Here is a 21872-nt window from a genome sequence, read left to right on the forward strand (position 1 = left end):
TGGAGAAGGGGATGGCGGACGCGCGGGCAAAAACTGAATGCTTTCTGACGGGTAACCGTTGACAAGTTTTCTGCGGTGCTTAGTTGTCCTTCTGATGCCGTCCGAAGCGGCGGGTATTGAAATCACATTGAGGAACTCACTGATATGGCGAAAAAGGATAACGGACACGACATCCCCGTGAACGGTCACGAAGCCGAAGAGGCGGAAGAGGCCGTGAAAAATGTGGAAGCGACCGAGGAACAGGGCGAGGCTCAGGAGCTTTCCCTTTCCGAGGAAGAGCTCAAGCAGCTGTGTCGCGAGCACGTCTGCTCGTGCTGCGACGTGATGAAGGAGGCAGAGGGCGAGCGTCTTCGCGCTCTGGCCGACACCGAAAACGTCAAGAAGCGTCTGCAGCGCGAAGCCGAGGACATGAAGCGCTACGCCGCGGATTCCGTGCTGGGCGACATGCTCCCCGTGCTGGACAATCTCGATCTGGCGCTGGCCCACACCGACGGGCTGGACGACGCCTGCAAGAACTTCGTCATGGGCGTGGACATGACGCGCAAGAGTTTTCTGGACGCCCTGAAGAACCACGGCGTCGAGCGTCTCGAAGCCGCGCCGGGACAGGAGTTCGACCCCGAATTCATGGAAGCCGTCGGCATGGCCGAAAACCCCGAACTGCCCGACGGCGGCGTGGTTCAGGTGGTGCAGGCCGGGTATCGCCTCAAGGGTCGCCTGCTGCGCCCCGTCAAGGTGATGGTCAACAAGCTGTAGGCAAAAAATAAGCACCGGGGACTTTACAAGCTCTTCGGCGTGCTTAGATGTACGTCAACGTCTCGTACAAGACACTTAGCGAAATTAAAAATAGATTTTTGAGGAGGACACGCGATGGGTAAGATCATCGGAATCGACTTGGGTACCACCAACTCCTGCGTCTACGTCATGGAAGGCAAGGACCCGAAATGCATCAGCAACCCCGAAGGCGGACGGACCACCCCGTCCATCGTGGCCTTCACCGACAAGGAACGTCTGGTGGGCGAAATCGCCAAGCGACAGGCCGTTACCAACCCCGAAAAGACCGTCTACGCCATCAAGCGCCTGATGGGCCGCGACATGGAAGCCGGTGAGGTTGCCAAGTGGAAGGACCACTGCCCCTACGCCATTGTACCGGGCAACAACAACGACGCCTGGGTGGAAGTCGGCGGCAAGAAGTACTCTCCGCCGGAAGTCTCCGCCATGATCCTTCAGAAGCTCAAGAAGGACGCCGAGTCCTACCTCGGTGAAGAAGTGACCGAAGCGGTTATTACCGTTCCTGCATATTTCAACGACTCGCAGCGTCAGGCCACCAAGGACGCGGGCAAGATCGCCGGACTCGAAGTCAAGCGCATCATCAACGAGCCCACCGCAGCGTCTCTGGCCTACGGCTTCGACAAGAAGGCCAACGAAAAGATCGCGGTCTTCGACCTCGGCGGCGGTACCTTCGACGTTTCCATCCTCGAAGTCGGCGACAACGTCGTGGAAGTGCGCTCCACCAACGGCGACACCTTCCTCGGCGGCGAGGACTTCGACCAGCGCGTCATCGAGTACCTCGTCGAAGAGTTCAAGAAGGAAAACGGCATCGACCTTTCTCAGGACCGCATGGCCCTGCAGCGTCTCAAGGAAGCCGCCGAGAAGGCCAAGAAGGAACTGAGTTCCTCCATGGAGACCGAGGTCAACCTGCCGTTCATCACCGCCGACCAGAACGGTCCGAAGCACATGATGATCAAGATCGGTCGCGGCAAGCTCGAAGCGCTGGTCTCCGACCTCGTGGATCGCACCGTGGCACCGTGCAAGAAGGCTCTTGAAGACGCCGAACTCAAATCTTCCGAAATCGACGAAGTCATCCTCGTCGGCGGCATGACGCGTATGCCTCTCGTGCAGGAAAAGGTGAAGGAGTTCTTCGGCAAGGAGCCCAACCGCTCCGTGAACCCGGACGAAGTCGTCGCCATGGGCGCAGCCATTCAGGGCGGCATCTTCGCGGGCGACGTCAAGGACGTGCTCCTGCTCGACGTCACCCCGCTGTCTCTCGGCATCGAAACCATGGGTGGCGTGATGACCAAGCTCATCGAGCGCAACACCACCATCCCGGCCAAGAAGTCGCAGGTGTTCACCACCGCGGCCGATAACCAGCCGTCCGTGTCCATCCGCGTCTTCCAGGGCGAGCGCCCCATGACGCAGGACAACATGCTGCTGGGCAACTTCGAGCTGACCGGACTGCCCCCGGCGCCGCGCGGCGTGCCCCAGATCGAGGTCGCCTTCGACATCGACGCCAACGGCATCGTGAACGTGTCCGCCAAGGACATGGGCACCGGCAAGGAACAGTCCATCCAGATCACTGCCTCCTCCGGACTGAGCGAGGACGAGATCGATCGTATGGTCAAGGATGCCGAGTCCCACGCCGAAGACGACAAGAAGAAGCAGGAGCTGATCGAGACCCGCAACCAGGCGGATACGCTGATCTACACCACCGAGAAGTCCCTGCGCGACCTCGGCGACAAGGTTGACGCCGAGCTCAAGGCCGACATCGAAACCAAGGTCGAGGCCCTGAAGAAGGCCGTGGAAGGCGACGATGTGGAAGCCATCAAGTCCGCCACCGAAGACCTGTCCGCCTCTTCCCACAAGCTCGCCGAGCAGCTGTACGCTCACCAGAACGAACAGCAGGCCGGTGACGCTGGAGCGGCCGGAGCTGCCGCCGGTGCGGCCGGTGCCGATGCCGAAGCGTCTTCCTCCAACGATGACGACGACGTGGTTGACGCCGACTACACCGAAGTGAAGTAGGGCACCTCTTGCCTTACGGCTTCAAGCACAGTATGACATTACCCGGCCCGCATCAGCGGGCCGGGTTTTTTCTTTGCAAGAATCAAACGGGAAGTCCGTCATGATACGTCTACGTGCTACATGTTTTTCTAGACTCGCAGTCTCCGGAATCCTCGTCCTGATGCTCACCGCAGTGGGGTGCTCGACCGCAACGTCCCCGAGGCCGGATGTCAGGAGCGTTGGCATGATGTCCACGCCCACGCTGCTGGCCGAGGCCGACAAGGTCTGGAGTCAGGATGATTACCCCGCCGCGGAGCTCTATTACTCCAAGGCGCTTGAGCGTTCCGATCTTTCACAGGCCGTTCGGGCCGAAGCCCTCAGCCGCCTCGGGCAGGCAGCCTATCACAACGGGCACTACCGGCAGGCTCGGGAGGCTCTGGAGAAAGCCGCCAACCTCGACCTCGGCGCGCTCTCGGATAGCGGCTGGGAGCTGGCCTATCTCGGCACCCTCAAGGAAACCGGCAACACCGAACGGCTCAAGAACCACCTGAAGTGGACCCTTGAGCAGAAGGCCCTTCCTTGGCCTGTGCGGCAGGATATCGCCGTCTGGTATTCAGGATATTTCGCGGACAAAGGCGACGACCAGCGCGCAATGGAAGTTCTGGCCGGCTTTTATAAGCAGGCGCAATCCGATGCCGACCGGGCGGCCTTTGAGCTTACCCTGCGCAACGCCACCAAGAATTGGGACGAGGATCGGCTCGACGACCTCGCCAAGGTCGCCACGCCCGCCGATCAGCTGCGCTTTCCCTACGCACTGGTGGCATTCGAGCGTGCCCGTCGCATGGCCGGCGACCAGAACCTCTGGCCCCATGCGTGGCGCACCATGCGCGCCGTGGCGAACTCCCCTGAGCTGGTGGACCGGACCTCCCTCGGCGAACTGCTCGCCTCCTATGAAAAGGATTTCGGCATCCCGCGCGTCGGGCTGGTCATAGCCGTTCCGCTTACCGGTGCTTACGGGCAGGTGGGAGCCGCCATCGTCCGCGGCGTGGGCGTAGCCCAGTGGCAGCTTGCCAACACTGGCGACGATGTTGACGTTCGCGTGCTGAACACCGCCAATCCCGACTGGGTCAAGCGGCTTGAACAGCTGCCGGAAAGTTACTCCGTGGTGGGCGGCCCCCTCAGGGGCTCCGAATTCAAGCGCCTTGAGGAAGGTCTGCCCGGCCGCCGCGTCATCGACGCGCGAGCCGTGTTCGGCTTCATGCCCGGCCTTGGCGAAGCGGAAGAGGGCGACGACGCGTGGCGCTTCTTTGCCAGCCGTGAGGACGAGGTGAAAAGCCTCGTCCAGATGGCGGCGGGCGAACTTGGCATCAAGGATTTTGCCGTATTCTATCCCCGTGAGGAATTCGGTCGGGCCATGGCCAAGATATTCTACGAAGAAGCCACTCCGCTCGGCGTCCATATTCGCGGCATGGAATCCTATGACCCGAAGGATCTGCCGAGCTGGAACAACAGCATTGCCGAATTGCTCGACGTCCCGGACGACTTCAGCGAGAACAAGGAAGCGCCGCTTCCGCTGCCTGACTTCGGGGCCGTGTTCGTGCCCGACGGCTGGCGTCAGGCCCAGAACCTGCTCCCGAACTTCTTCTTCTATGAAGGCGAGCAGCTCATCTACCTCGGCCCCAGCCTCTGGAGCCGGGCACTCGACCGCGCCAAGAACATCGACGAGCACTACTACCGCCTCGCCGTATGTCCCGGCGCGTGGTGGAAGGGCAGCTCCGGAGCCAGAAACCTTCAGGACGCATTGCGCCGCGAAGGTCTCGGTCGCGCCGATTACTGGGTGGCTCTCGGATACGATTTCACCCGCTTCGCCGCCCGCATGGGCGTGCTCCCGGCAGGCTTCGATTCCGACGAGGTGAATGAACGCCTCGCCTCGGCTGCGGCCATGGATTTCAGCATGGCCCCCATCAGCTGGAATCAGGAGGGCGTGGCCTCGCAGGAACTGTATCTCTTCAGTCCGCGCTCCCACGGCAAGAACCTTGCCGACCCGCAGAAACTCAAGGCGGGCGTGAAGCGCGCCACCGAACGCCGTCTGCACCGCGCGGAAGTCTACAAGGAACGCATGAAAGAAAAGGCAGAGGGCGAACAGTAGCCCCCGTTGCAATCGCAAGGAGACCTCAAGATATGAAGATTAGCCCGGAAGAAGTCGCAAAGGTCGCCTCTCTGGCGCGGCTGGAACTCGGCCCGGAAAAAATAGAGGAATTCACCGGCCAGCTCGGCGACATCCTCGAACACATGGACAAGCTCGGCGAGCTGGATACCGAAGGCGTGGACCCCATGTTCTCCCCGGTGGAGCAGGTGAGCGTCACGCGCGAAGACAAGGTTCGCAAGGAACACACCCGCGAAGAAGTGCTCTCCAACGCCCCCGAGACCGACGGCAAGTTCTTCATCGTCCCCCGCATCGTCTAGCACAGGAATCAGCACAACCATGTCCGAACTTCATTACAAAACGCTGAGCGAAACCGCCGCCATGCTTCAGGCGGGAGAAATCACCGCTGAACAGGCCGTCCAGGCCTGCCTCGACCGCATCGAAGCCACCGAACCCACGGTCAAGGCGCTCATCTCCGTACAGGGCGAAGAGGCCCTCGCCAAGGCTCGCGAACTCGACAGCCAAGGACCGGATCCGGCAAAGCCGCTCTGGGGCGTGCCCATGGTCCTCAAGGACCTGCTCACCACCAAGGGCGTCACCACCACCTGCGCCTCGAAATTCCTCGAAAACTTCGTGCCCTTCTACGACGCAACCGTGGTGGAAAAGCTCGACGCGGCGGGAGCCATCTGCATCGCCAAGGCGAACATGGACGAATTCGCCATGGGCTCTTCCACCGAGAACTCTGCATATTTCAAGACCGCCAACCCCTGGGACCTCGACCGCGTCCCCGGCGGATCTTCCGGCGGTTCCGGCGCCACCGTGGCGGCCGGACAGTGCGCCGCGGCCCTCGGCACCGATACAGGCGGCTCCATCCGTCTGCCCGCCAGCTTCTGCGGCGTGACCGGCCTCAAGCCGACCTACGGTCGCGTCTCCCGCTACGGCATGGTCGCCTTCGGCTCCTCCCTCGACCAGATCGGCCCCATGGCCCGCAGCGTCGAGGACTGCGCCCGCGTCCTGCAGGTCATCGCCGGACACGACCCCAAGGACTCCACCAGCGTGGACTGCGACGTGCCCGATTACCTTGCCGGACTCGACCGCAAGGATCTCTCCGGCCTGACCATCGGCCTGCCCGAACAGTACTGGCCCGATCCGGACAAGGAAGGCGGCCTCTCGCCCGAAGTCGAACAGGCCTGCCGCAACGCCGTGGCCAAGATGGAAGAGCTCGGAGCCAAGACCGTCCCCGTACAGCTCGGCCTGACCGACTACGCCATCGCGACCTATTACATCATCGCCATGGCCGAAGCCTCCTCCAACCTCTCGCGCTTCGACGGCATCCGCTACGGAAAACGCGCAGAAAACGCCGAAGAGCTCATCGACCTCTATACCAAGAGCCGCACCCAGGGCTTCGGGGATGAAGTGCAGCGCCGCATCATCATCGGCTCCTACGTACTCTCCGCAGGCTACTACGACGCCTACTACGGAAAAGCCGCCAAGGTGCGCCGACTCATCCGTCGCAATTTCGACAGGGCCTTCGAGTCCTGCGACCTCATCGCCGGTCCCGTATGCCCCACCACGGCCTTCAAATCCGGCGAAAAAGCAGACCCGCTGCAGATGTACCTCATCGACATCTTCACCATCTCCTGCAACCTCGCAGGACTGCCCGGCATGAGCATGCCCGTCGGACTCGGCGCCGACACCAATATGCCCATCGGCCTCCAGCTGCTCGGCCCGTCCTTCAGCGAAGACCGCATGCTCTCCGCAGCCAGTGCTCTGGAAAAAGCACTTCCGCCGATGCCCAAACCGGCACTTTAGGCAGGGAAGACGATACATGTTCAAAGGGCGTTCCTGATGGGACGCCCTTTTCTTGCGGAAGGGCCTCCGGCGGCTCTCCGAGGGCGCCTTCGGCGGGACCAAAGGGGCGGGCCCCCTTTGGAAACCCTGGCTTGTTTTTGCGCTTGTCGGGAGTACGGCCGCGCTTCGCGACGCCCGCACTCCCGACAAGCGCAAAAACGGGGTGGGAGTGTGGGAGTTGTTCATTCGGCATGTCTCCGTCCTCCATATTCAGGCCCCCGGCCGGATGTCGCGTCAGCGCATCCGGCCGGGGGCCTGAATATGGAGGACCGCCAAGGGTCCAGGGGGATTATCCCCCTGGCGGGTGCAGGGCAGCGCCCTGCCCGCCGGAGGCAATGCGCATCAGCGCATCTAATTACAGTTCGAGATTCCAGTCCGCCCAGACCTGTTTGCGCCAGTTCCGGAAGGCTTCGGCGAAGTTTTCGAGGGGCAGTTCGCCTTTCTCGCCGGTTTTGCGGTTCTTGCATTCGACCACGCCGTTCTTGAGTCCTTTTCCGCCGAGCGTCAACTGGATGGGGTAGCCGATGAGGTCTGCGTCGGCGAACTTGACGCCGGGGCGGTCCTTGCGGTCGTCGAGGGCGGCGTCCACGCCGAGGGACTTGAGCTCGGCATAGAGTTCTTCTGCTTTGGCGTTGACGGCTTCGTCCTTGCCGCCGAGGGAGATGATCGCGGCTTCGAAGGGCGCGATGGTCGGGGGGAAGACGCAGCCGCTTTCGTCGTGGTTCTGCTCGATGGCGGAGGCGACGATCCTGGAAACGCCGATGCCGTAGCAGCCCATGACGAGGTGCTTTTCCTTGCCGTTCTCGTCGAGGAACTTGGCGTCCATCTTTTCGGAATATTTGAGGCCGAGCTTGAAGACATGTCCGACTTCGATGCCTTTGGTGAACTCGATGGCCTGTCCGCATTCGGGGCAGGGATCGGTTTCTTCGATCATGCGCAGGTCGACGAATTCGGTGACGTTGCAGTCGCGGCCGAGGGACAGGTGCTTGACGTGGGTGTCGGCGTCGTTGCCGCCGGCGATCCAGTCGGTGTCCTGACAGAGTTCAAGGTCTGCGTAGACGGGAACCTCTTCGGGCAGCGAGTGCGGGCCTGCGAAGCCGACGGGGGCGCCGGTGAGTTCGCGCACGAGCTTTTCGTCGGCGAAGTCCACGTCGTTGCCGCCGGTTGCGTTGCGCAGTTTGACGTCGTTGAGTTCGCGGTCGCCGCGTACGAGGGCGGCCACAGGCTTTTCGTCCACCACGAGCAGCAGCGTCTTGACCACTTTGGAAGCGTCGGTGCCGAGGAATTCACAGACTTCGGCCACGGTGTGCTTGCCGGGAGTGGCGACCTTTTCGAGGGCGGGGATATCCTCGTCGCAACGGCAGGTGCCTTCGGGGGCCTTGACCTTGGCCTTTTCGAGGTTGGCGGCGAAGTCGCAGGACTTGCAGGACGCGATGGTGTCTTCGCCGGTCTCGGCCAGCACCATGAATTCGTGGGAGAAGTCGCCGCCGATGGCGCCGGAGTCTGCCTGTACCGGCTTGAAGCGCAGGCCGATGCGCGCAAATGCCTTCTTGTAGGCCTCGAACATGTTCCAGTAGGAGGCCTCGGCGCCTTCCTCGTCCTTGTCGAAGGAGTAGGCGTCCTTCATCATGAATTCGCGTCCGCGCATGAGGCCGAAGCGCGGACGGATTTCGTCGCGGAATTTGGTCTGCACCTGATACAGGTTGATCGGCAGCTGTTTGTAGGAGCGGATTTCGCCGCGCACAAGGTCGGTGATGACTTCCTCGTGGGTGGGGCCGAGGCAGTAGTCCCGGCCGTGACGGTCGTTGAAGCGCAGCAGTTCCTTGCCGTAATAGTCCCAGCGGCCGGTCTCCTGCCAGAGATCGGCGGGCTGGACCATGGGCAGGAGCACTTCCATGGCTCCGGCGTTGTCCATTTCCTCGCGGACGATGGCGGCGACCTTGTTCAGGGCGCGAAGGCCCAACGGCAGGTAGTTGTAGATGCCGCTGGTGAGCTTGCGGATCATTCCGGCGCGGATGAGCAGCTTGTGGGAGACCACCTCGGCTTCCGAGGGGGCTTCCTTGAGGGTCGGGATATAATAGTTGGAAAGCTTCATTTAGCCTTTTCTCCTTTCTTCCAGGAATGATTCGATTTCTTTCATGAATTCGGGCAGCAGATTCTCGTCGCCCCTGACCTTGCGCACCACCTCGCCCTTGCGGAAGATGATGCCGAGGCCGCGTCCGCCTGCGATGCCGATGTCGGCTTCGCGCGCTTCGCCCGGCCCGTTGACCACGCAACCCATGACGGCGACGGTGAAATCTTCCTCGACGGTTTTCAGGGCGTCCTCCACCTTTTCGGCCAGCCCGATGAGGTCGATGTTCGTCCGGCCGCACGTCGGGCAGGAGATGATCTCGGGGCCGCGTCTGCGGAGTTCGAGGGAGCGCAGGATCTCCCATGCCACGCCCACCTCGGCCACGGGATCGTGGGTCAGGCTGACGCGCAGGGTGTCGCCGAGTCCCTGCCAGAGCAGTATGCCCAGTCCCACCGAGGATTTGACTGCGCCTCGTACGAGGGTTCCTGCCTCGGTGATGCCGATGTGCAGGGGATAGTCGGTCTTTTCGGCCAGCAGGGAGTAGGCGGCGATGGTGTTGAGCACGGACGAGGACTTCAGGGAAATCTTTGTGTCGTGAAAGCCGCGTTTTTCAAGCAGGGCCACGTGTTCCAACGCACTCTCGACCATGGCTCCGGGCGTGGGGCCGCCGTGCTTGGCGAGCAGTTTCTTGTCCACGGAGCCGCTGTTGACGCCGATGCGAATCGGCGCGCCGCGATCCTTGGCGGCGTCCACCACGGCGTCCACCTTGTCGGCGCTGCCGATGTTTCCGGGATTGATGCGAAGCGCGTCTATCCCTGCATCCAGCGCAGCAAGGGCGAGGCGGTGGTCGAAGTGGATGTCCGCGACCAGCGGTACGGGGGACTGCGACTTGATCTGCGCAAGCACCGCCGCGGCCTTGTCGTCAGGCACGGCTAGCCGGACGATCTCGCATCCGGCGTCGGCCAGCGCGATGATCTGGCTCACGGTGGCGATCGCGTCCCGCGTGTCGGTGTTGGTCATGCTCTGGACGCGAACGGGGTTGTCCCCGCCGATGCCCACGCCGCCGATATCTATGGCTCTCGTCCTGTTGCGTTTCATAAGGACGGGGACAATACCCCAAAACGTCCCGCAAGCCAAGAGCGGGAAGCGCTTCCGGGATTTTCGGAGTGGCGCGGGAAGGGGCGTTGCGGTGATCCGACAGAGAGGGTGTCGATAATCACCAAAAGCGGACTTCCTTTCGCTTGCCTCACCGTGGCGCGAACCTGTATTCAGGGGATTGAATCAATCGGGAGAAACACGCTTTGTCAGCCATATTATCCGTTTCCGAACTCACCCGCGCGGTCAAGGACCTCCTTGAGGCCGAATTTCCCTTCGTCTGGGTGCGCGGCCAGATCACCAACCTCGGGCGCCCCGCCAGCGGGCATCTCTACTTTTCCCTCACCGACGGCGACTCATTGGTGAACGTGGTCTGGTTCAAAGGCGCTCAGCGCAGCGCCGAGCCGGTCAGCAGAGGCGGCGAGGCCGTGAACCCCCTCACCGGCGAAGTGGAGGAGGAGAAGCCGCAAGGCCTGGCCGATGCGCTGGAAGACGGCATGGAGGTGCTCTGCGCCGGACGGCTCAACGTGTATGAACCGCGCGGCCAGTATCAGCTGGTGGCGGAACTGGTGCAGGAGCAGGGCGTCGGCGATTTGCGCATGGCCTTTGAAGCCATGAAGCGCAAGCTGGCGGCCAAGGGATATTTCGAGGAAGACCGCAAAATGCAGATCCCGCGCGAGCCTGCGCGGGTTGCCGTGGTTACCTCGCCCACCGGTGCGGCAATTCGCGATTTTCTGCGGATCGCATCCACGCGCGGTGTGGGCAGCGAAATCCGCATTCAGCCCACTGCGGTGCAGGGCGAGGCCGCTCCGGAACAGATTGCCGCCGCGCTGGATGCCGTGGGCGACGAGGGTTGGGCGGACGTGGTGGTGCTCATCCGTGGCGGCGGTTCGCTGGAGGACTTGTGGGCTTTCAACACCGAGGCGGTGGCCGAAGCTATCTACCGTTCGCGCATTCCGGTCGTCTGTGGCGTGGGGCACGAGCCTGATGTGAGCATCGCGGATTACGTGGCCGACCTGCGGGTGGCGACGCCGTCCCATGCCGCACAGGTCATCTGGAAAGACCGGGACACAATGCTTCAGGAAGTGGACCGGCTGGAGATGGACCTGACGCGCGCCTATCTCAAGACGCTGGACGGCCATGAGCACGAGCTGAAACAGCTCCGGCGCGCTTTGGCGTGGCTCTCTCCCATGAGACGGCTGGATCGCAGCGTCGAGCAGGTCCGTTCGCTGGCCCTGCGGCTGGAGCGGTTGGGGCGGGCGCACTACGAATCCCGCCGGGAGCAGGCCGTGCGCTGGACCGGGCGGCTGACGAGGGCCTTTGGCACCGCCGACGTGGAGCGGGCTGCCGGGACGCTACAGGATTATGCCGAGCGCATGCGCGACGCATCCTTGAGGCGGGTTGAGGACCGGGGGCGTGAGCTTGAGCTCGCCAAGGCCAATCTGGCGGGGCTGAATCCGGAAGCGCCATTGCAGCGCGGCTACAGTCTGATCCGCATCGGCGACGACGGGCCGTTCCTGCGCAGTCCGGACGAAGTGGGCGACGGCGACCGCCTGAGTATTCGCGTGCGTGACGGAAACCTTGCCGCAAGGGTTGAGAAGGAAGGCCCGGAAGGGTAAGGTCTGCGCATGCAAGGATATAAACGATTTTTCATAATTGCGGCTATGTTGCTCCTGCCCGTGCTGGCGCATGCGCAGAGCGTGGGGCTTCAGGACGGCGATGAGGCCGGTTTCGAAAACGCCACGGCTGGCGAGCCTGAAGCGGAGCTCGTGCTGGCCCACCCCGAAACCGTTGCGCTGGGCGACCCGTTCGCGGTGCGCCTGACCTCCACCGTTCCGCTGAAGGATGTGTCCATTCGTTGGGACGGGCGCACCATCACCCCGTCCGTGTCCGTATGGAACGACAAGCATGTTGCGCTGGCCATGCTCGGTACTGACGTGCTCAATGCCGAGCCGGGCAAAAAGAGCCTCGTGGTTACTGCTGTCGCCGAAGACGCGTCTCGCGAATTCGAGGAAACCGTGACCATCGAGGACCGTGAATTTCCTCGTCAGGATCTGAAGCTGCCGCCCAAGATGGTTACGCCGCCCAAGGAGGTGCTGGACCGCATCGCCCGCGAGCGCAAGGTCATCGCCAAGGCCCGCGACCACTACAGCGCCGATCGGCACTGGACGCTGCCGTTCTACCGTCCCGTGGGCGGGGAGGTCTCCAGCGACTATGGCCTCAAGCGGTTTCTCAACGGCAAGCCCCGCAATCCGCACCGCGGAATGGATTTCCGCTCTCCCATGAAGAATCCCATCAAGAGCGTGGCCGACGGTGTTGTCACCCTTGTGGACGATCATTACTACGCGGGCAAGTCCGTGTACGTGGACCACGGCAACGGTGTGGTGAGCATGTATTTCCATCTGTCCGAACCGACCGTAAAGGAAGGGGAGCGTGTCGAGCGGGGGCAGACCGTGGGACTCACCGGCGCCACCGGCCGCGTCACGGGACCGCATCTGCACATGTCCATCGCGGTGCAGGGGCGGCTGGTGAACCCGGCGCCGCTGTTCAAGGCGAACGCGGATGATCTGCTGAAACAATAGGTTTTGCCATGGGCCGTTTCCTCGAAAGTGGGAGCGGCCCGCATACTATCAAATCATACCGGCCCGGACCGGCGACTGGCGACACGTTTCGCCGGAGGCGCACAGCATGTCTGAACCGACTTTTGAAAAGAAACTGGAACGGCTCCGCGAAATAGTGGAGCGGCTGGAGCGCGGCGAGCTGCCTCTGGAAGAAGGCGTCGCCCTTTACAAGGAAGGACTTGAGCTCGCCAAGGGATGCGGCGGGCATCTGGAAAAGGCGCGCCACGAGGTCAAGATCGTCAGCGAAGGGCTGGTCAAGGAATTCGAGGCGCTGGAAGCGCCGCTGGAGGAGGAAGACTAGTGTCCGTCAAAGACGAACTCATGCGACGCGCCGCCGAAGTGGAAAGGTTTCTCGAAGGCAGCCTGAAGGACCGGGACATCCCGGAACCGCTGCGCGAGGCCATGGAATACAGCCTGCTCGCGGGCGGCAAGCGGCTTCGCCCTGTACTTGTCCTCTCATGGTGCGGCATGCTTGACGGCGAGCCGGACAAGGCCATGCCGTTCGCCGCGAGCCTCGAATGCATTCACACTTACTCGCTGGTGCATGACGATCTGCCCGCCATGGATGACGACGATCTCAGGCGCGGCAAGCCGTCCAACCACAAGAAGTTCGGCGAAGCCGAGGCTATCCTTGCGGGCGACGGTCTGCTCACCGAGGCCTTCACGCTCATGACCGAAAGCGCACTGGAAAGAGGGCTTCCCGCCCGAAACGTACTGCGTGCCGTGAACGTGCTGGCGCGCTCTGCCGGGGCGGGCGGCATGGTCGGCGGCCAGTCCGTGGACATGGCCCAGACCGGACGCGCGGGGCAGGTTCCGCTGGAGGAACTTCAGGCCATGCACGCCATGAAGACCGGCGCGCTCATCACCGCGGCGTGCGAATGCGGCGCGATCCTCTCAGGCAGGGGGGAAACGCATGAACTGGCTGCAAGAGCTTTCGGCAAGGCCGTTGGCGTGGCTTTCCAGATCGTGGACGACGTGCTGGACGTGGTGGGCGATGAGAAGACCCTCGGCAAACCCGTGGGCAGTGACGAGGGGGCCGGAAAGAGCACCTATCCGTCGCTTGTCGGGCTGGAGCGCAGCATGGAGCTGGCCCGGGCCCATGTGGATGGCGCGTTGAAGCATCTTGAGCCATACGAAGGGGCCGATGCGGAGTTCCTCGGGGAACTGGCGCGCTACATTGTGGACAGAGTTCAATGATTGGACTATGGTCGCTGCGCTCATGACGAAGGAAGAAAAGACCAAACCCGCACTATTGCCCAGCATCGAAGGGCCGCGCGACGTCCAGAATCTGGAGCCGGACGAGCTCAAGATTCTGGCCGAGGAGCTTCGGCAGACCATCATCGGACAGGTGTCCGGCGGCGGCGGCCATCTGGCTCCGTCGCTCGGCGTGGTCGAGCTGACGCTGGCGCTGTTCCGCGCCTTCGACTTTGAACGCGACCGCATCGTCTGGGACGTGGGGCATCAGGCCTACGCCCACAAGTTGCTCACCGGCCGCTACTCCCGCTTCGACACCCTGCGCCGCAAGGACGGACTCAGCGGGTTCCCCCGCATGGAGGAGAGTCCTTACGACCACTTCGGTGTGGGACACTCGTCCACGTCCATCTCTGCCGCGCTCGGCATGGCCATGGCCCGCGACCTGAAGGGCGAGAACCACGAAGTGGTCTCGGTTATAGGCGACGGCTCCATGACTGCCGGGCTGGCGTACGAGGGGCTCAATCAGGCGGGCGGCATGGGCCGCAAGATGGTGGTGGTGCTCAACGACAACGAGATGTCCATCTCCAGAAATGTTGGCGCGCTGTCTTCCTTCCTGAGCCGGAAGCTGAGTACGCCGCTGTTGCAGCGCTTCAAGGATGAGGTGGAGCAGTGGGTGAGCGGCGTACCCAAGTTCGGCGACGAGCTGGCCATGTACGTCAAGCGTTCCGGCGACTCCCTCAAGACATTCTTCACCCCGGGCATGCTCTTCGAGGCGTTCCGTTTCACCTACGTCGGCCCCATCAACGGGCACGACATGGGCGAGATGGTCAAGGTCTTCGAGCAGGTCAAGCGCATCGACAAGCCGGTGCTGGTCCACGTCCTCACCAAAAAGGGCAAAGGGTACGAGCCCGCCGAGAACAATCCGACCTATTTTCACGGTGTTGGCCGTTTCGAGCCGGAAACCGGGCTGGCCCGCAAATTCTCCGGCCCCGGCCTTCCCTCCTACACCGAAATTTTCGGCGATATGCTGTGCCGTCTTGCAGACCGGGACGAGCGTATCATGGCCATTACCGCCGCCATGCCCGAGGGCACCGGCACGGACTGCTTCCGCCAGAAGCACCCCGAGCGGTTCGTGGATGTCGGCATCTGCGAACAGCACGCGGTGACCTTTGCCGCGGGCCTCGCCACGCAGGGGTATCGCCCGGCGGTGGCCGTCTATTCGACGTTCCTGCAGCGCTCCTACGATCAGATCGTTCACGATGTCTGTCTGCAGAATCTGGATGTGAAGTTCTTCCTCGACCGCGGCGGACTCGTGGGTGAAGACGGCGCCACGCATCACGGCACCTTCGACATGAGCTACCTGCGGCATATCCCTAATCTCACGCTCATGGCTCCCAAGGACGAAGCCGAGCTGGCGCGCATGATGGTCACGGCATTCTCCACGCGGGGACCCGTGGCGGTGCGCTATCCGCGCGGCACCGGCGTTGGGGCCGAGGTCGAGGACGATCCCAAGCCGTTCGAGATCGGCGAAGGCGAAGTGGTTCACGAGGGCGGGGACGCGCTCGTGGTGGCTGTCGGGTCGCGGGTGTATCCCGCCATGGAGGCCGCCATGGAACTGGAGACCGAAGGGCGAGGCGTTGCGGTCTTCAACGCGCGCTTCATAAAGCCACTGCCGGAAGAGCAGCTTCTGGAGCTGGTCAGCCGCTTTGACCGTGTGCTCGTTGTCGAGGAAAACGCCAAGGCCGGGGGCTTCGGTTCCGCAGTGCTGGAACTGATTGCCGACAACGGTCTGCTTGCAGGCAAGAACGTGCAGCGGCTGGGCATCCCCGACGAATTCGTGGAGCACGGCACTCAAAAAGAGCTGCGCGCCATGCTCGGCATCGACAAGGTGGGCATCCGCAACGCCGTCAGCGCGCTGTTCGACTAGCTCCCCGAGTCTCTTTCGAAGACTTCCCGTATCTTCTCGACCCGCTTGCGGTTCGCGCCGAGGTCCCAGTATCCCACACGGGACGCCGAACGCACGTGTATCGCCCTGTCCTCTTCACGCAGCAGAAACGACACGTCGTCCACGAAACCGAAGAGCTTCGTGGAGAACTCGGCCTGAAAGCCGTCCGAGGTCGAGGAGATGATTTTTGCTCCATCCATTTTCTTCACGAGATCTTTGAGCCGGTTCATCGCTTTTTCACCGTCGTTCTTGTAGTTCAACGGGGCTATGCGATGGTCCGGGTCGGTATCCAGACTGTTCACGCAGTTGGGCGTACTCGGACACGGGTCAAGCGGCGTCTGCTTCACGGGTGATTCTCCCGGGGCGGCCTCGCAGCCTGCGAGGGTCAGGACCAGAATGAGGGGGATGGCATTTCGCATGTTCATTTACCCCCTGTACCATGCCTTGACGGCGAGTTCCATGTTGACACCGCCGATGATTCGTCTACCTTCCGGTTCCACAGGAGGATGTAAAAATGAATCAGTGCCCTTGCGGTTCCGAAAGGAAATACGACGATTGTTGCGGACCCATCATTGCCGGCGAAACGGCGGCTCCCACCGCCGAAGCCCTGATGCGTTCGCGTTACAGCGCCTATGTTGTCGGCGCCATTGAATATCTCAAGGACAGCCTGGCACCGGAAAGTCACGGCGACCATGACGAGGAAGCGGTCCGCGAGTGGTCCGAATCCGCCGAGTGGCTCGGCCTGAGCATCGACGCCACCAGCCTCGGGCTGGAGAGCGACGAAACCGGCGTGGTGGATTTCACCGCCCGTTACCGCCAGAATGGACAGACCGTGGAATATCGCGAGCGCAGTACTTTCGAAAAGCGTGACGGAAAGTGGCTCTATGTAGACGGCCACGCCCTGCCACCCGAGACCTATGTGCGCGAGACCCCCAAAGTGGGTCGGAACGAGCCGTGTCCCTGCGGGTCCGGCAAAAAATTCAAGAAGTGCTGCGCCTGATAGACTTCTGAGAGGACGAAAGGCCCGGTACGCATACGCGTTCCGGGCCTTTTCATTTCTGCTTCGGGCGGGATCAGATGATGCTGCCGAAAGGGTTCTCCCCTTTGATGCGGACCTCGGCGGCCTTGGGAGCAGGGCCGGAATCGTTCAGGGTGAACTCCACCTCTTCTCCGGGATGCAGGGTCTGGAATCCGTTGCGCAGTATCTCCGTGTAATGGACGAAGACATCCTCACCGTCCTGTGCGGTGATGAAACCGAACCCTTCCCGCTCGTTGAACCAGCTGACTTTTCCCGTGCTGCGCATCGTGCGACTCCCGTGTGACTTCCCTTTATCCGTTCATAGCACCATGACCCGCTTCCGGCAATGTGCGCCTCAGGAGCGACGGTCCGTCGAGACGATGCGTCCGTGCGCCAGCCGCAGCCGGTGGGTCGCGCTTTGCGGAAAATCTCCCTCGTGATGTGAAATCATGATCACCGGCATCCCGCAGCGGATCAGTCGGTCGAGGGTGTTTCCCATGGACTGCCGCGATTCGGCGTCCAGACCGGAGAGCGGCTCGTCCAGAAGCAGCAGCCACGGCTCGCCCGCGATGGCCCTTGTCAGCAGCACGCGTCTGCGCTGGCCGTGGGAAAGCGTTTCCATGCGACGCCCGGCTAGCTCCGTCAGGCCGGAAAAGGCCAGCAATTCCCGCGCGCGGTCCTGTTGGTCAGCGCTTGGCGTTTCGTACAGGCCAACGGTGCCGAACATGCCGGAAAGCACGGTCTCCAGCACTGTGTCGCGGCAGTGGGGCAACCGGGCAAAAAGGCCGTGCATCTCCGGGGAGACCACGGCCATGCGTCTGCGGTGCGCCTCCCCGGTGCCGCAGCCGCCGAATCGCTCGACAGTGCCTTCGTCCGCAAACGGGGCCACGTCCCCGAGTATCAGCTTGAGAAAGGTGCTTTTGCCCGCGCCGTTGTCACCCGATACGGCCCACGCCTCGCCGGGGCGCATCGTGAAGTCGATGTCGTGGAGGATATTTCGGCCGTGCATGACCACGTCTGCTTTCCGGATGCGTACGATGAATTTCATGGGGCCGGGCTGCGGCAGCGCCGGACAGCGCGAGTGCTCGCCGGATTTCTCGTGTCCAGCGGCATCCCGGAGGTGGACGGTCTGGCGGATGCAGCTGGGGACGTCTTCGCCGCGATGTGCCGTGACCACGAGGGTGGCCCGTTTCGCCAGCGTCTCCAGAAGTTCCATGGCTGTTGCGCGCGCGGCCTTGTCCAGCCCGTCCATGCATTCATCCAGCAGGATGACATCGGGCTCGGGCGCGCAGGCGCGGGCCAGGAGGACGCGTCGCAGCTGACCGGTGGACATGGCTCGGGCGGGAACCTCGGCAAGTTCGGCTGCCCGCATGCGCCTCAGGGCCGTGTCGGCCTTAACCAGCATTTTCGCGTCGGGCTGTTCGTACAGCAGGGGCGAGTCGAAAAAACCGGCCAGCACGATTTCTCGGCCCGTGGCCTTGCTGCCGGAGTGTTCGTAAAAGTCCTGCATGTCGCCGGAGACCATGCCGATTCGGTGGCGCAGCCCGAGCGGATCGTTCTGCACGCCGTTTTCCGTCTCGTAGGTGCGGCCGGATTCGTTGTCGGGCGGCACCTCTCCGCGAATGACGCGGAGCAGGGTGGTCTTTCCGGCCCCGTTGGGGCCGAGTACGGCGGTGTGGCTGCCCGGTGCGATGGCGATCGAAGCCCCGTCAAGCAGCTTCCTGCCTTCGCGTGTGACGCTGGCGTTGGATATCGTGATTCGCAACATGCCCGGATGGTTGCGCGAAACGTTCCGGGATGCAAGCAGAATGCGCTTTGCAAAATACAGTCGCGGCCTGTATCTTCGGCACATGATCCAAACCGTGGCCCTTGCCCGCATCATGGAATACGAGTCGCCACTGCTGGACGCGGCGGTGGAACTGCTCATGGACGAAGCCGGATTCCGGCCCTCGCGCGGCGACCGTGTGCTGGTCAAGCCGAATCTGGTCAACTCCACCAACGCGGCCGTGTCCTGCACGCACCCGCTGGTGGTGCGCGCCGCCTGCCGGTTCCTGCTGGATCGGGGCGTGCGCGTCACCGTCGCCGACTCTCCGGCTTTCGGGTCCGCGGCACAGGTTGCGAAGGCTTCCGGGCTGGCCGATGCGCTGAAGGAGCTGGGACTTGCAGTACGCGGGCTTGCCGCCGCACGAAAGACGCTGCTGCCGTGCGGCGTGGAGATAGGCGTTTCCGAGCAGGCTCTGGAGGCCGGGGCCATCCTGAACGTGCCAAGGCTCAAGGCGCACTGCCAGATGCGGGTGACAGGGGCGGTCAAGAACCTGTTCGGCTGCGTGAGCGGCGCTCGCAAGGCGCTGGCGCACAACCGGCTCGGCAATCGACCGGACCTTTTCGCCGCCATGGTGGTGGATATCTGCGAGCTGGTGCCGCACAGCGTCTCCCTCATGGATGCGGTGCGGCCAATGCATCAAGGCGGCCCGATAAAAGGGGAGGCCTACGAACTGGGCATGCTCGCTGCGTCCGCCTCGCCGCATGCAGTGGACGCCATGGTCTGCGAAATGCTGAATCTTTCTCCCTCGCAGGTACCGCTCTGGGCCGAGGCCCTGCGGCGCAATCTTTCCGGCGCGCAACCCGGTGAACTGCGCTATCCTCTTGAACAGCCGCAGAGCTTCGATGTCTCGGGCATGATCATCCCCGGCGAACTTGAGCCGGTCCGCTTTGACCCGTTCAGGGTTTTCAAGGGGCGCGTCAAGAGCCTGAAAAAACGCCTGTGCGGAGACTGAGTCCTCTTGCTTCGGATGCCTGTCGGCGGTAGTGTCGGCTCATGGATTCGGGCAAAACGGACATGATACGGCGCAGGTACGCCGTGAGCGGGCAGGTTCAGGGCGTCGGCTTCAGGCCTTTCGTCTATCGGATTGCTTCGGAGAACGGGGTGACGGGCACCGTGCTCAACGGTTCGCAGGGCGTGCTTGCCGAAGTGCAGGGCAACCGTGCGCAGGTGGACGGTTTCGGCAGTGATCTGGCGCAGAAGACGCCGCCGCTGGCCCGCATCGTTTCGCTTGAGTCCGAAGATCTGCCTCCGGTGCCGGGCGAGGACTCCTTCGAGATAATCGCCAGCGAAGGCGGGGAAGGACACGACGTGCTCATCAGCCCGGACACCGCGACCTGTCCCGACTGCATCGAGGACATGCGCGATCCGGATAATCCACGCTACCGCTATCCCTTCACCAACTGCACCAATTGCGGCCCGCGCTACACCATCACACGCTCTATTCCATACGACAGGCCGTTCACTTCCATGAGCTGCTTTCCGCTCTGTGAGCGTTGCGAGTCGGAATACACCGACCCGCTGGACCGGCGTTTTCACGCGCAGCCCAATGCCTGCCCGGACTGCGGCCCGCAGGTCTGGCTTGCGGACGCCGAGGGCGGCGAAACCGCCAGAGGCGACGAGGCCATGCGCCTTCTGGCCGCGAATCTGAAAGAAGGAAAAATCGCTGCAGTGAAAGGGCTTGGCGGCTACCATCTGGCCTGCGATGCCACCAACGCCGAAGCCATTGACCGGTTGCGCGAGCGCAAGAACCGGCCAGACAAACCACTGGCAGTGATGGTCCCGGACATGGATGCCGTGCGGCGGCTGGCCGAGGTCATGCCCGAAGACGAAGCATGGTTGACGGGCATTGCGCGGCCCATCGTGCTCATGGCCAAGCATCCAGAGTATCCACTGCCGGAAACCGTTGCGCCCGATACGAATTTCATCGGCCTCATGCTGCCATACACGCCGCTGCATCACGTGCTCTTCGACCATTTGTCGAAAGAGGATGGGCCTTCCGCCCTGATCATGACCTCCGGCAACATGAGCAGCGAGCCCATCAGCCTCGGTAACCGCGAGGCTCTCTCGAGGCTCTCGGGTATCGCGGATATCTTTCTGTTTCATGACCGGGATATCCTCATACGCTGCGACGATTCGGTCCTGCGCATGAATCCGTATTCCGGGAAACCGATCATCCTGCGCCGGGCGCGCGGCTTCACCCCTTCTCCGGTCACGCTGGGGGGCGACGGCCCCTGCGTGCTGGGCACCGGCCCGGAACTCAAGTGCGCGCTGACCCTGACCAAGGGGGGCATGGCCTTCCCGAGCCAGCATATCGGGAACATGGAGAATCTCGAGACCTACGGGTTCTACAAGGAAATTCTGGCGCATATGCAGGATATCCTTCAGGTGCGGCCCGAGCTTGTGGTTCGCGACCTGCATCCGGACTACATGACCAGCGCCCTCTCGGAAGAAGTGGGGGCGCAAATGCATGTCCCGGTGCTGGCGTTGCAGCATCACTACGCCCACATTCATGCGGTCATGGCCGAAAACGCGCTGGAAGGTCCGGTGCTCGGGCTGGCGCTCGACGGGACCGGATACGGCGAGGACGGTACCATCTGGGGCGGGGAATGTCTGTTCGTCAACGGGGAGACGCTGGAGCACGAGCGGCTGGCCCGTTTTGCGCATCTGCGGTTGCCCGGTGGCGAGGCTGCGGTTCGCGAGCCGTGGCGCATCGCACGGGGGGTCCTGTGGGAGCTGGGATATCGCGAACCTGAGTTCTGGTGGCCGTGGCTGGCGGAACATGAGGCCGCGGACAGGTTCCTCATGCAGGTTCTGGAGAAGGACATCAATTCTCCCCGCACCAGCAGCTGCGGGCGGCTGTTCGATGCGGTTTCGGCCATGATCGGGTTGTGTAACTCCATCAGTTACGAGGGGCAGGCGGCCATCCTGTTGGAAAAGGCGCAGGTCATGGAGGAGCGTTCCGCCTACCCGTGCCCGCTGCTTACCGACTATCAGCCCGCCGTGCTCGACACGCTGACCCTGCTGGACGCCGTGCGCGAAGACGCGGCCAACGGCGTGGCCCCCGGCATCATTGCGCGGCGCTTCCATCTCGGGCTGATCAATGGCCTTGCCGAACTGGCGGCGACCGTTGCGGAAAGCCTCGGTGTGAACAGGATCGCGCTTTCGGGGGGAGTGATGCAGAACCTCACCATTGCCGTGGAACTGCCCATGGCGCTTGAAATGATCGGGCTCGAGGTCTTCATGCACACGCAGGTGCCTCCCAACGATGGCTGCATTTCTTTGGGGCAGGCCGTGTGGGGGCGCAGAAAGCTGCTTATGGACGAGTGAAGTT

General features: G+C 62.8%; 18 protein-coding genes. 13 read left to right on the plus strand and 5 right to left on the minus strand.

The features are described 5' to 3' along the window. The first annotated feature begins 144 nt into the window (after positions 1-144). From grpE to gatA, 5 genes are all read left to right on the plus strand, one after another. Positions 145-753, plus strand: a complete 609-nt coding sequence (gene grpE, locus BR24_RS09005; protein ID WP_496541162.1) for a nucleotide exchange factor GrpE — start codon at positions 145-147, stop codon at positions 751-753. A 114-nt stretch (positions 754-867) separates the two neighbouring features. Next, positions 868-2796: a molecular chaperone DnaK gene (gene dnaK, locus BR24_RS09010; RefSeq protein WP_496541163.1), complete on the plus strand. Its 1929-nt coding sequence runs from the start codon at positions 868-870 to the stop codon at positions 2794-2796. 223 nt (positions 2797-3019) lie between these two features. Next, a complete protein-coding gene (locus BR24_RS09015) occupies positions 3020-4924 on the plus strand; it encodes a tetratricopeptide repeat protein (RefSeq protein WP_496541164.1) in 1905 nt (634 codons plus the stop codon). A gap of 32 nt (positions 4925-4956) precedes the next feature. Next, on the plus strand, positions 4957-5241 hold the full coding sequence (gatC, locus tag BR24_RS09020; protein WP_496541165.1) for an Asp-tRNA(Asn)/Glu-tRNA(Gln) amidotransferase subunit GatC: 285 nt from the start codon (positions 4957-4959) through the stop codon (positions 5239-5241). Positions 5242-5260: 19 nt separating this feature from the next. Then, a complete protein-coding gene (gene gatA / locus BR24_RS09025) occupies positions 5261-6733 on the plus strand; it encodes an Asp-tRNA(Asn)/Glu-tRNA(Gln) amidotransferase subunit GatA (RefSeq protein ID WP_496541166.1) in 1473 nt (490 codons plus the stop codon). Positions 6734-7127: 394 nt separating this feature from the next. Here gatA and BR24_RS09030 read toward each other — a convergent pair whose 3' ends face one another. Both BR24_RS09030 and ispG read right to left on the minus strand, forming a co-directional pair. Then, positions 7128-8867, minus strand: coding sequence for a proline--tRNA ligase (locus BR24_RS09030; protein WP_496541167.1), 1740 nt, complete (start codon positions 8865-8867; stop codon positions 7128-7130). After that, complete coding sequence (gene ispG, locus BR24_RS09035) at positions 8868-9941, minus strand: flavodoxin-dependent (E)-4-hydroxy-3-methylbut-2-enyl-diphosphate synthase (RefSeq protein ID WP_496541168.1); 1074 nt, start codon at positions 9939-9941, stop codon at positions 8868-8870. A 203-nt stretch (positions 9942-10144) separates the two neighbouring features. Between ispG and xseA the strand changes: the two genes are divergently transcribed. The 5 genes from xseA to dxs all read left to right on the plus strand — a co-directional run bounded on the left by xseA (position 10145) and on the right by dxs (position 15680). Continuing rightward, a complete protein-coding gene (xseA, locus tag BR24_RS09040) occupies positions 10145-11557 on the plus strand; it encodes an exodeoxyribonuclease VII large subunit (protein WP_496541169.1) in 1413 nt (470 codons plus the stop codon). A 45-nt stretch (positions 11558-11602) separates the two neighbouring features. Beyond that, positions 11603-12520, plus strand: coding sequence for a M23 family metallopeptidase (locus BR24_RS09045; protein WP_496541170.1), 918 nt, complete (start codon positions 11603-11605; stop codon positions 12518-12520). A 106-nt stretch (positions 12521-12626) separates the two neighbouring features. Further along, positions 12627-12860: an exodeoxyribonuclease VII small subunit gene (gene xseB, locus BR24_RS09050; RefSeq protein WP_496541171.1), complete on the plus strand. Its 234-nt coding sequence runs from the start codon at positions 12627-12629 to the stop codon at positions 12858-12860. Further along, positions 12860-13756, plus strand: a complete 897-nt coding sequence (locus tag BR24_RS09055; RefSeq protein ID WP_496541172.1) for a polyprenyl synthetase family protein — start codon at positions 12860-12862, stop codon at positions 13754-13756. The genes xseB and BR24_RS09055 overlap by 1 nt, the downstream gene beginning before the upstream one ends. A gap of 22 nt (positions 13757-13778) precedes the next feature. Continuing rightward, complete coding sequence (dxs, locus tag BR24_RS09060; RefSeq protein WP_496541173.1) at positions 13779-15680, plus strand: 1-deoxy-D-xylulose-5-phosphate synthase; 1902 nt, start codon at positions 13779-13781, stop codon at positions 15678-15680. Here the strand turns inward: dxs and BR24_RS09065 are convergent. Next, a complete protein-coding gene (locus tag BR24_RS09065) occupies positions 15677-16117 on the minus strand; it encodes a DUF1499 domain-containing protein (protein WP_496541174.1) in 441 nt (146 codons plus the stop codon). The two genes, dxs and BR24_RS09065, sit on opposite strands and share 4 nt — an antisense overlap. 95 nt (positions 16118-16212) lie before the next feature. Between BR24_RS09065 and BR24_RS09070 the strand changes: the two genes are divergently transcribed. Beyond that, positions 16213-16698: a YchJ family protein gene (locus tag BR24_RS09070; RefSeq protein WP_496541175.1), complete on the plus strand. Its 486-nt coding sequence runs from the start codon at positions 16213-16215 to the stop codon at positions 16696-16698. 73 nt (positions 16699-16771) lie between these two features. Here the strand turns inward: BR24_RS09070 and BR24_RS09075 are convergent, their stop codons facing one another. Continuing rightward, entirely contained in the window at positions 16772-17002 is a 231-nt protein-coding gene (locus tag BR24_RS09075) for a cold shock domain-containing protein (RefSeq protein WP_496541176.1), read from the minus strand. Between the two features lie 69 nt (positions 17003-17071). Continuing rightward, a complete protein-coding gene (locus BR24_RS09080; RefSeq protein ID WP_496541177.1) occupies positions 17072-18484 on the minus strand; it encodes an ATP-binding cassette domain-containing protein in 1413 nt (470 codons plus the stop codon). A gap of 82 nt (positions 18485-18566) precedes the next feature. Between BR24_RS09080 and BR24_RS09085 the strand changes: the two genes are divergently transcribed. Together BR24_RS09085 and hypF are read left to right on the plus strand one after the other, a co-directional pair. Next, the gene (locus BR24_RS09085; RefSeq protein ID WP_496541178.1) at positions 18567-19493 is read left to right on the plus strand and encodes a DUF362 domain-containing protein; all 927 of its coding nucleotides are present in this window, start codon (positions 18567-18569) and stop codon (positions 19491-19493) included. A 41-nt stretch (positions 19494-19534) separates the two neighbouring features. Next, a complete protein-coding gene (gene hypF, locus BR24_RS09090) occupies positions 19535-21868 on the plus strand; it encodes a carbamoyltransferase HypF (RefSeq protein ID WP_496541179.1) in 2334 nt (777 codons plus the stop codon). The last annotated feature ends 4 nt before the right edge of the window (positions 21869-21872 follow it).

The organism is Pseudodesulfovibrio halophilus DSM 5663 (genome assembly GCF_059568665.1).

What these genes read in the sequence shown, in the direction of transcription:
- grpE (WP_496541162.1), top strand. Translation starts at nt 145, where the DNA reads ATGGCGAAAAAGGATAACGGACACGACATCCCCGTGAACGGTCACGAA.
- dnaK (WP_496541163.1), top strand. Translation starts at nt 868, where the DNA reads ATGGGTAAGATCATCGGAATCGACTTGGGTACCACCAACTCCTGCGTC.
- BR24_RS09015 (WP_496541164.1), top strand. Translation starts at nt 3,020, where the DNA reads ATGATGTCCACGCCCACGCTGCTGGCCGAGGCCGACAAGGTCTGGAGT.
- gatC (WP_496541165.1), top strand. Translation starts at nt 4,957, where the DNA reads ATGAAGATTAGCCCGGAAGAAGTCGCAAAGGTCGCCTCTCTGGCGCGG.
- gatA (WP_496541166.1), top strand. Translation starts at nt 5,261, where the DNA reads ATGTCCGAACTTCATTACAAAACGCTGAGCGAAACCGCCGCCATGCTT.
- BR24_RS09030 (WP_496541167.1), bottom strand. Translation starts at nt 8,867, where the DNA reads ATGAAGCTTTCCAACTATTATATCCCGACCCTCAAGGAAGCCCCCTCG.
- ispG (WP_496541168.1), bottom strand. Translation starts at nt 9,941, where the DNA reads ATGAAACGCAACAGGACGAGAGCCATAGATATCGGCGGCGTGGGCATC.
- BR24_RS09045 (WP_496541170.1), top strand. Translation starts at nt 11,603, where the DNA reads ATGTTGCTCCTGCCCGTGCTGGCGCATGCGCAGAGCGTGGGGCTTCAG.
- xseB (WP_496541171.1), top strand. Translation starts at nt 12,627, where the DNA reads ATGTCTGAACCGACTTTTGAAAAGAAACTGGAACGGCTCCGCGAAATA.
- dxs (WP_496541173.1), top strand. Translation starts at nt 13,779, where the DNA reads ATGACGAAGGAAGAAAAGACCAAACCCGCACTATTGCCCAGCATCGAA.
- BR24_RS09065 (WP_496541174.1), bottom strand. Translation starts at nt 16,117, where the DNA reads ATGCGAAATGCCATCCCCCTCATTCTGGTCCTGACCCTCGCAGGCTGC.
- BR24_RS09070 (WP_496541175.1), top strand. Translation starts at nt 16,213, where the DNA reads ATGAATCAGTGCCCTTGCGGTTCCGAAAGGAAATACGACGATTGTTGC.
- BR24_RS09075 (WP_496541176.1), bottom strand. Translation starts at nt 17,002, where the DNA reads ATGCGCAGCACGGGAAAAGTCAGCTGGTTCAACGAGCGGGAAGGGTTC.
- BR24_RS09080 (WP_496541177.1), bottom strand. Translation starts at nt 18,484, where the DNA reads ATGTTGCGAATCACGATATCCAACGCCAGCGTCACACGCGAAGGCAGG.
- BR24_RS09085 (WP_496541178.1), top strand. Translation starts at nt 18,567, where the DNA reads ATGATCCAAACCGTGGCCCTTGCCCGCATCATGGAATACGAGTCGCCA.
- hypF (WP_496541179.1), top strand. Translation starts at nt 19,535, where the DNA reads ATGGATTCGGGCAAAACGGACATGATACGGCGCAGGTACGCCGTGAGC.